This window comes from Streptomyces sp. NPDC058619, assembly GCF_042717785.1.
Classification (GTDB): Bacteria; Actinomycetota; Actinomycetes; order Streptomycetales; family Streptomycetaceae; genus Streptomyces.
In genome coordinates, this window is sequence record NZ_JBHXQN010000064.1 from 24,095 (window position 1) to 33,091 (window position 8,997).

General features: G+C 70.1%; 9 protein-coding genes. All 9 read right to left on the minus strand.

Annotated elements, in window-relative coordinates:
* Positions 1 to 142: 142 nt before the first annotated feature.
* The 9 genes from ACFWTC_RS33770 to ACFWTC_RS33810 all read right to left on the minus strand — a co-directional run bounded on the left by ACFWTC_RS33770 (position 143) and on the right by ACFWTC_RS33810 (position 8,832).
* Positions 143 to 781: a MerR family transcriptional regulator gene (locus ACFWTC_RS33770; protein ID WP_383932963.1), complete on the minus strand. Its 639-nt coding sequence runs from the start codon at positions 779 to 781 to the stop codon at positions 143 to 145.
* Between the two features lie 181 nt (positions 782 to 962).
* Positions 963 to 1,436, minus strand: coding sequence for a bifunctional nuclease family protein (locus ACFWTC_RS33775; protein WP_007262890.1), 474 nt, complete (start codon positions 1,434 to 1,436; stop codon positions 963 to 965).
* Between the two features lie 55 nt (positions 1,437 to 1,491).
* Positions 1,492 to 2,259: a MerR family transcriptional regulator gene (locus ACFWTC_RS33780; protein ID WP_383932965.1), complete on the minus strand. Its 768-nt coding sequence runs from the start codon at positions 2,257 to 2,259 to the stop codon at positions 1,492 to 1,494.
* Between the two features lie 41 nt (positions 2,260 to 2,300).
* Positions 2,301 to 3,245, minus strand: coding sequence for an FHA domain-containing protein (locus ACFWTC_RS33785; protein ID WP_383932973.1), 945 nt, complete (start codon positions 3,243 to 3,245; stop codon positions 2,301 to 2,303).
* An 82-nt stretch (positions 3,246 to 3,327) separates the two neighbouring features.
* The gene (locus ACFWTC_RS33790) at positions 3,328 to 4,302 is read right to left on the minus strand and encodes a DUF881 domain-containing protein (protein ID WP_384029809.1); all 975 of its coding nucleotides are present in this window, start codon (positions 4,300 to 4,302) and stop codon (positions 3,328 to 3,330) included.
* A 5-nt stretch (positions 4,303 to 4,307) separates the two neighbouring features.
* Positions 4,308 to 4,640 (minus strand): small basic family protein, encoded by a 333-nt coding sequence (locus ACFWTC_RS33795; RefSeq protein WP_112452698.1) that lies wholly within the window; start codon positions 4,638 to 4,640, stop codon positions 4,308 to 4,310.
* On the minus strand, positions 4,637 to 5,539 hold the full coding sequence (locus tag ACFWTC_RS33800) for a DUF881 domain-containing protein (RefSeq protein ID WP_383932975.1): 903 nt from the start codon (positions 5,537 to 5,539) through the stop codon (positions 4,637 to 4,639). Before ACFWTC_RS33800 ends, ACFWTC_RS33795 begins: the two co-directional genes overlap by 4 nt.
* Positions 5,540 to 5,649: 110 nt before the next feature.
* A complete protein-coding gene (locus tag ACFWTC_RS33805) occupies positions 5,650 to 8,142 on the minus strand; it encodes a sugar phosphate nucleotidyltransferase (protein ID WP_383932969.1) in 2,493 nt (830 codons plus the stop codon).
* Positions 8,143 to 8,241: 99 nt separating this feature from the next.
* A complete protein-coding gene (locus tag ACFWTC_RS33810; protein WP_383913437.1) occupies positions 8,242 to 8,832 on the minus strand; it encodes a CDP-alcohol phosphatidyltransferase family protein in 591 nt (196 codons plus the stop codon).
* Positions 8,833 to 8,997 lie beyond the last annotated feature (165 nt).

Here is an 8,997-nt window from a genome sequence, read left to right on the forward strand (position 1 = left end):
GCCCCCGATGCTGCCCTACGCCTCTGACAATCCCGGGAACCGGTTCCGGGACGCCTCCCGGCCGGGCCGCAGCCGCCGGCGGGCGCGGAGCCCCCTCTGGGCCCCGCGCCCGCCGGCACGGCCGTCCGTGCTCAGGCCGGGGTCACACGGCCCGGTTGCGGCGGGCCGCCAGCTCGTCCGCCGGGTGGTGGCCGACGACGGTCTCGCCCGTGTCCACCCGCTCCCCGTGCAGCTGCGCCAGCGCGTTCTCCACGTCCCGCCACACGACGCCGACGGCGATCCCGAAGACGCCCTGCCCGCCCTGGAGCAGGCTCACGACCTGGTCCGGCGAGGTGCACTCGTACACGGAGGCGCCGTCGCTCATGAGCGTCGTCCGCTCCAGGTCCGCGAATCCGGGGTCCCGCAGGTGCTGTACGGCCGTGCGGATGTTCTGCAGCGCCACACCGGTGTCCAGGAAGCGCTTCACGACCTTGAGGACCACCACGTCCCGGAAGCTGTACAGCCGCTGCGTACCCGACCCGTACGCGGCACGCACGCTGGGCTCCACCAGTCCGGTCCGGGCCCAGTAGTCGAGCTGCCGGTAGGTGATCCCGGCCGCGGCGCACGCCGTGGGCCCGCGGTAGCCGACCTCCTCGGGCGCCGGGTCGCCGCTCACCGGTCCGACCGGCGTCGACTCCGGCTGACGGCGCGCGGACCCCACCGTGCTCCCGTAAAGCGGGTACGGTCCGCCGTCACTCCGTACGGGGGTGCCCCCGGTCGTACCGTCGCCCGTGATCCTCACGCCGACCCTCCGTCCTTGACCTGCCCACCTTGAAGGTAGGCAGTCACCAGGGGTGCGTCAACGATCGCCACACTCGGCACGCCGAGTGATAATCACCCTGAGAGTGGTTTCCCGTATCCGATTGCCGGGAAAGGCTGCTCGAATGGGCCGGCGCTTCCCCGTGGACGACGCGGCCTGCGCCCTACTGCGGGCCGGTGCCGAAGTCCTCGGGCGAGATCTGGTCGAGGAACTCGCGGAACTTCTCCACCTCGTCCTCCTGCTCGTCGGGAATGGCGATTCCGGCGTCGTCGAGCACGCCGTCACTGCCGTAGATCGGCGTCCCCGTCCGCAGGGCCAGCGCTATGGCGTCGGATGGCCTCGCGCTCACCTCGACCCCGCTGGCGAAGACGAGCTCCGCGTAGAAGACGCCCTCCCGCAGATCCGTGATCCGGACCTCGGTGAGCTCCTCGCCGACCGCTTCCAGCACGTCCTTGAACAAGTCGTGCGTCAGCGGCCTGGCAGGGGCCATGCCCTGCTGCGCGAAGGCAATGGCGGTCGCCTCCCCTGGACCGATCCAGATGGGGAGGTACCGATCGCCTCCCACTTCACGCAGGAGCACGATCGGTTGGTTGGAGGGCATTTCCACCCGGACACCCACAACGTCGAGCTCGTTCACACAGTAACCCTAGGACCTGCCCAGCCGGTTTGGGTAGTCGGGCCGCCCTCGGTCCCTACAGGCGGACCCCGAGAGCGGTCTGTACGAGCGCCTCGTGCAGCCGTACGGACAGCCCCGCGAGCTCCTTCAGCGTCGCCTCGGCGTGGGCCCGGGTCTGCGGGTTGCGGTGCCGGCGCAACGGTGCCACGACCTGTTCGACGAGCCCCGCCTCGCGGTCCGCGGCGGCCTTCATGGCACGCAGGTGGCGCGGCTCCAGCCCGAACCGGCCCAGATCGGCCACCAGACGGGCCACGGTGACGGCCTCGGCGTCGAATCCGCCGCCCGGGGCCTCGGCCAGCAGCCCGTACGACTCCCACTCGACGAGCTGCACCTCGTCCACGTCGGCGGTCGCGAGCAGTTCCGCCCGGCCGATGCGCGGCGCGGTGGGCCGTTCGCGGCCGACTTCGCCGTAGACGACCGCCGGACTGCCGGGATCGGGCGCGTCGCCGGGGTCACGGTGCGCCGTCGGCGCCGGGATGCGGATCTGCTCCCCGCGTGCGAGGGCGTCGAGCTGGTCGCGGATGACTTTCAGGGGCAGGTAGTGGTCACGCTGCAACCGCAGGATGTGGGCGAGTCGCTCCACGTCCCCGGCGCTGAACTTGCGGTACCCGGACGGAGTACGCGTGGGCTCGACCAGCCCCTCCGCCTCCAGGAAGCGGATCTTCGAGATCGTGACTTCGGGGAACTCGTCACGCAGCGTGGTGAGCACCGTTCCGATGCTCACCAGCCGCCCGGCCGAGCCGGCGGTGCCGTTTCCGGCACCGCCTGTCGGGGTGCGCAACATGGGGACCTTTCCTGGGCCCCCGGACGCGGTCCGGGGGCGGGTCAGATGCCCCGCAGGCTTGCGTAGAAGACCACCCGGTACTTGCCGATCTGTACCTCGTCGCCGTTGTGCAGGGCGACGGACTCGATCGGTTCCCGGTTCACGTACGTGCCGTTGAGGCTGCCGACGTCGGCCACGGTGAATCCGCCGTCCTGGCTCCTGCGGAACTCGACATGGCGCCGGGAGACGGTGACGTCGTCCAGGAAGATGTCGCTCTGCGGGTGCCGGCCGGCCGTGGTCAGCTCGCCGTCCAGCAGGAAACGGCTGCCGGAGTTGGGACCGCGCCGCACGATGAGCAGGGCGGAACCGGGCGGCAGGGCCTCCACCGCGGCCTGGGCCTCGGGGGACAGCGAGGACGACACGTGCGTTTGGCCCGACACCTCGGCCTCGTAGGCCTCCAGGCCCGAGATCGAGATGGTGGACGTGGTCTCCGAGGCGCGCTCCGGCGTCAGACCCGCCCGCAGCGGCGCCCCGCAGTTGGAGCAGAAGCGGCTGGCCGCATCGCTGCGGTGTCCACACCTGCTGCAAACCTGCTCGGCCGACATGGACGGCTCCTCGCGCCGCGGCTGCCCCGCGGAGGCACTGGTGGCATACGGGTCGGAGGCAAACCCTCCACCCGCACTTGAGGTTGATGGTTCACCGAAACCTATGCGTCCGGTACCAGCGGGGTCAACAGTCGACGCGCCGTATGCGCCCGAATTGTCCCCCGCGCCGCCGACCTCGTCACGGAAGAGCGGCCGGTCGCCCTGTCCCTCTGCGTCACCGTGCCCGGCGCGATGGCGTGCCGAGCCGCCTTCCTCGCGGTTCTTCTTGCCGAACAACTTCTCAAACAACTTCACGGGCGATTCCCCTTGACCGAAACAGACCCGCCCGTGGGGCAGGACGAACTCCGAATGCACACACCTGCCGACCCGGACATACTCACAACGTCCGTAACCACCAGACAGTTTCCACCACGCACCGCGACTTCGGTGCGCCGACCCCCCGCAGGCTTCCGCCCGCGTGAGCCGCTCCGCTCCTCACCGCATCTCATGGTGATGACGACCGAGCGTAGTCAGGCTGCTTCGCCGCCCGCAAGGCGTCCACAACGATCTTCGCCGACCGCGTGACGGCGACCGCGGCCTGCTCCTTCTCCAGCGTCTGGACGACGCCGCCGGGGATGTTGAGCGCGGGCTCCAGATCCTGGGGCTTGCCGATCACCTTGAACTCGTAGGGTTGTGTGATCTTCTTGCCGTCGATCGCGACCCCGCCGTCCTCGTCCGAGAAGTACGAGCCCGCCACGATGCGCGTCCCGTTGATCTGGATCGCCTCGGCGCCGGCCGCCCGCAGCTCCTGAAGGGTGTCCAGCAGTTGGTCGGACTGCACCTGACCGGTGGGATCGGTGATCTTCAGCGTGATCCCCGGCCCCTGCGCAGCCACCGTACCGGCCAGGATGCCGAGTTGGCGCTCCTTCTCCACGGTCTGCTTGCGGGCCTCCTCGGCCTGGTTGGAGCTGCTCTCCAGCTCCTTGCGCTGGTCCTCCAGCCGCTGCTTCTCGTCCTCCAGGCGCTTGGTCCGCCCGTCGAGCTCGTCGAGGATGCGTACGAGGTCGTCCTGACGGGCCCCGCGCAGGGCGCTCTCGTCACTGTTGGACCGCACCTGGATGGCCAGGCCCAGCCCGAGGACGAACAGCAGCAGCGCGACGATCAGTTGGGCCCGGCTCACCCGCGGCGGCCACAGCCCGGCCGCGAGCCGCTGCCGTCCGGTCTGCTCGGGAGCCTCCGGCGGCGCCGGCGGGGCGGACGCCGCGGGCGGCGGGGGCGGGCTCGGCAACGGCGGCGGCGGCGTCGGCCCGACAGGCGGTGCGGGCTGCACCGGCTGCACGGGCCGGAGCGGCTGCACGGGCGGTGGAGGCTGCACGGGCGTCGGGGGCTGCACGGGCGGTACGGGCGGCACCGGGCCGCCGGGCGCACCGGATCCGCCGGGTCCCTCGGGGCGCTCGGGCGGCGTGTCGTTCGTACTCATCGGCCTCACGCCCGGAACACGTGCCGGCGGATGGCCGCGGCGTTGGAGAAGATGCGGATGCCGAGGACCACGACCACACCGGTGGACAGCTGCGAGCCGACGCCCAGCTTGTCGCCCAGGAAGACGATCAGCGCGGCCACGACCACGTTCGACAGGAACGACACGACGAAGACCTTGTCCACGAAGATGCCGTCCAGCATCGCGCGCAGACCGCCGAACACCGCGTCCAGCGCCGCCACGACGGCGATCGGCAGATAAGGCTCCACCACGGCCGGCACTTCGGGCCGGACCAGAAGTCCGACCACCACTCCGACCACGAGGCCCAGTACCGCGATCACGATGCACCCTTCTGCTGCTCTGCTGCTGTGGCTGTCCGCACGGTCAGGCTCGACGCGGCCGGCAGCCGCACCTCGTCCTGGGCGGACAGGGTGGAGCGGATTCCGTAGTTCTCCTGCAGCACGTGCAGGTACTGGCCGTCCGCCGAGTCCTGGAAGGCGGCGCCGAGACGCCTCCTGTCCCCCACCGCCAGGACCTCGTACGGCGGTACCAGAGGCTTGTTGTCGACCAGTATCGCGTCGCCCGCGGCCCTGATCGCCGACAGTTGCGTCAGCCGTTGCCCGTTGATCGAGACGGCCTCCGCCCCGGACTGCCACAGGCCGTTGACGATCTTCTGCATGTCGCGGTCGCGAAGCCGGCCGGTGTCGGAGAAGCCCGCGCTCTCACGGGGTCCGCCGCCGCTCGACGAAGAACCCTTCGCGTCGTCCACGACCAGTTTGACCCCGGGCCCGCGCACCTCGGTGGCACCGGACAGCAGCGCGACGAGCTCCCCCTGCCCGCCTCCGGGCTGCTTCAGTGCGGCGCGCTGCCGGTCCGCGACGTTCGTCCGCAGCCGCTCGATGTCCCGCTCCAGGCCGTCCGCGCGCTCATCGGCCCGCTCCACCCGGTCGATCAGTTCGTGGCGCTCCTTGGCCAGTACCGGCGCGGCCATCCGCGCCTCGGCGGCGCCGAGCGTGACGACGAGGGCGGCCAGGACGAGCCCGGCCGCGAGCCCCAGCTTGGCCTTGAGCGTGCGCGGCAGCCCTGCCGTACCGTCCGCTTCGCGCCGGGCCGATGCCTCCGCGTACCCCTCGTCGAGGCTGTGGTCCATCACGTGGGTCAGCAGCGACATGGAGGCGTCCGGGCGCGCGGGCGGGGACGCCGGATTCCGATGGTGAGGCGGCTGCGACATGCCGCACATCGTCGCATGTCGGCGCCGCACACACCCAATGCGTCCGGCGGGCCGGGTACGGAGCTGTTCCCGTACCCGGCCCGCCGGACTTCGTTCGTACGCGGATCACCCCGCGGCGGTCACTGGCCGCCGTCCACCACGGCCGCCCACTCGTCGAGCAGGGCCTGCGCCGAAGCGTCGTCGGGTCCCTCGGCCCACAGGTGGGTGACGGCCTCGGCCGGGTCCGGGAGGACCAGCGCCCAGCGCCCGTCCGCCTCGACGACCCGCACCCCGTCGGTGGTGTCCACCTGCCGGTCTCCGGCCGCCTCCACGACCCGTCGCATGACGAGCCCCTTGACGGCCCACGGGGTCGGCACGTCCCGCTTGAGCACGTGGGCCCTGGGGATCCGGGCGTCGATCTGGCTCAGCGTGAGCTGCGTCCGCGCGACGAGGCCGAGCAGCTGGACGAACGCGGCCGACCCGTCGAAGACGCTGCCGAACTCGGGGACGATGAACCCGCCCCGGCCGTCGCCGCCGAAGATGGTGTTCTCCGCCCGGCCGACCCGCGTCAGGTCGTCCGGGGAGGTCGTGGTCCACTCCACCTGGGTGCCGTGGTACGCGGCCACCTGTTCCGCGACCCGCGTCGTGGTCACCGGCAGCGCCACCTTGCCGCTGCGCTTCTCCGCGGCGACCAGGTCGAGCAGGACCAGCAGGGCCCGGTCGTCCTCGATGATCCGCCCGCGCTCGTCGACCAGGGAGATCCGCTCGCCCACCGGGTCGAAGCGCACGCCGAAGGCGGCCCGCGCGGAGGCGACGATCTCGCCGAGCCGCACCAGCCCGGCCCGCCGGGACTCGGTGGTCTCGGTCGGCCTGGACTCGTCGAGTCCGGGGTTGATCGTCAGGGCGTCCACGCCGAGACGGCCGAGGAGGCTGGGCAGTACGAGGCCGGCGCTTCCGTTGGAGGCGTCCACGACCACCTTGAGCCCGGCGTCGCCGATCCCCGTGATGTCCACCCGCCGCAGGAGCGAGCCGGTGTAGGCGTCGAAGACGCTGCCGGGGAACTGGAGGTCGCCGATCTCGCCGGGGAACGCGCGCCGGTACTCCTGGCGGGCGTAGACCCGGTCCAGCTTGCGCTGCTGCTGGAGCGAGAGGTCGGCTCCCCGCTCGTCCAGGAACATGATGTCGACGGAGTCCGGCACTCCGGGCGAGGTCCGCAGCACGATCCCGCCCGCGCTGCCGCGTGCGGTCTGCTGCCGCGCGACGGGCAGCGGGACGTTCTCCAGGTCGCGCACGTTGATGGCGCTGGCCTGGAGCGCCGAGATCACGGCCCGCTTGAGCGCTCTCGCGCCTCGGGAGTGGTCTCGGGCAGTGGTGACGATCGCGCCCTTCTTCAAGGTCGTCGCGTAGGCCCCGGCGAGCCGGACGACCAGCTCGGGGGTGATCTCCACGTTCAGGATCCCGGAGACGCCGCGCGCTCCGAAGAGGTGGGCCTGTCCGCGGGACTCCCAGATGACCGAGGTGTTGACGAAGGCGCCGGCCTCGATCGTCTTGAACGGGTAGACGCGTACGTTCCCCTGGACGATCGACTCCTCGCCGACCAGGCACTCGTCGCCGATGACGGCGCCGTCCTCGATCCGCGCGGCCCGCATGATGTCGGTGTTCTTGCCGATGACGCAGCCACGGAGGTTGCTGTGGGGTCCGATGTAGACGTTGTCGTGGACGACCGCCTTGTGCAGGAAGGCGCCGCTCTTGACGACGACGTTCGAGCCGACGACGGTGTGCTCGCGGATCTCGACGCCCGCTTCGACCTTGGCATAGTCCCCGATGTACAGCGGGCCGCGGAGCACCGCGTCGGGGCTGACCTCGGCGCCCTCGGCGATCCACACGCCGGGCGAGATCTCGAAGCCGTCCATGTCGACCTGGACCTTGCCCTCGAGCACGTCGGCCTGGGCCTTGACGTAGCTCTCGTGCGTGCCGACGTCCTCCCAGTAGCCCTCGGCCACGTAGCCGTAGATCGGCCGGCCTTCCTTCATGAGCTGCGGGAAGACGTCTGCGGACCAGTCCACGGAGACGTCCGCGTCCACGTAGTCGAAGATCTCCGGCTCCATCACGTAGATGCCGGTGTTGATGGTGTCCGAGAACACCTGTCCCCAGGTCGGCTTCTCGAGGAAACGCTCGACCTTGCCTTCCTCGTCCACGATGGTGATGCCGAATTCCAGCGGGTTGGGGACCCGGGTCAGGCAGACCGTGACGAGTCCGCCCTTCTCCTTGTGGAACCGGATGAGGTCGGTGAGGTCGAAGTCGGTGAGCGCATCGCCGGAGATCACGAGGAACGTGTCGTCCTTCAGGGCCTCCTCGGCGTTCTTCACGCTGCCGGCGGTCCCGAGTGGCTTCTCCTCGTTGGCATAGGTGAGCTCCATCCCGAGCTCTTCGCCGTCACCGAAGTAGTTCTTGACGAGCGATGCCAGGAACTGCACGGTGACCACGGTCTCGCTGAGCCCATGCCGCTTGAGCAGCCTCAGCACGTGCTCCATGATCGGCCGGTTGGCCACCGGCAGGAGCGGCTTGGGCATGCTCGAGGTCATTGGGCGCAGGCGCGTGCCTTCGCCACCGGCCATCACGACGGCCTTCATGTCGGAAGAGTCCTCCTTGGGAGACGACGATCTCGCCGACCTCACCCGTTCCGGACGGTGACTCTGCGGTTGCTCCGCGTCATCCGGCGCTGAGCGAGCTCAATCGGCTGTGGGATCCGCCTTGACGAGACGGCGGACCTGAACCACGTACAGCACTCCTGCCCACCAATAGAGGGTTGTACCCCATCCGGCGAACGCCCATCCCAAAACTGACCCCGTCCAGGCCAACCAGCCCGTGCCGTCACTGAGCAGCAGCAACGGGAACGCGTACATCAGGTTGAAGGTCGCGGCCTTGCCGAGGAAGTTCACCTGCGGCGGCGGGTACCCGTGGCGGCGCAGGATCCACACCATGACCAGCAGCATCAGCTCGCGGGCCAGCAGGGCTCCGGTCAGCCACAGGGGCAGGATCTCCCGATAGGTCAGCCCGAAGAGCGTGGACAGGATGTAGAGCCTGTCCGCGGCAGGATCCAGGAGCCGGCCGAGGTTGCTGATCTGGTTCCAGCGCCGGGCGAGCTTCCCGTCCAGGTAGTCACTGATTCCGCTGAGCATGAGGACGGCCAGGGCCCACCCGTCGTGCTCGGCGAGGATCAGCCACAGGAACAGGGGCACACCGGCCAGGCGAGCCATGCTCAGGATGTTCGGAATCGTGAAAATTCGGTCGGTCTGAACCCGAGTCTCCTGGACCTCCACCCGGGGGCCTCCACTGACGTGAGAAATGTTGAACGATGCACCCCGACCCTACAGGAGAGCACACACGGGCCCGGAACGCAGAAAAGCCCCGCACCATAAGGTGCGGGGCTTTCCCACAATAATTGTTCGGCGGCGTCCTACTCTCCCACAGGGTCCCCCCTGCAG

What these genes read in the sequence shown, in the direction of transcription:
- ACFWTC_RS33780 (WP_383932965.1), bottom strand. Translation starts at nt 2,259, where the DNA reads ATGTTGCGCACCCCGACAGGCGGTGCCGGAAACGGCACCGCCGGCTCG.
- ACFWTC_RS33790 (WP_384029809.1), bottom strand. Translation starts at nt 4,302, where the DNA reads ATGAGTACGAACGACACGCCGCCCGAGCGCCCCGAGGGACCCGGCGGA.
- ACFWTC_RS33800 (WP_383932975.1), bottom strand. Translation starts at nt 5,539, where the DNA reads ATGTGCGGCATGTCGCAGCCGCCTCACCATCGGAATCCGGCGTCCCCG.
- ACFWTC_RS33805 (WP_383932969.1), bottom strand. Translation starts at nt 8,142, where the DNA reads ATGAAGGCCGTCGTGATGGCCGGTGGCGAAGGCACGCGCCTGCGCCCA.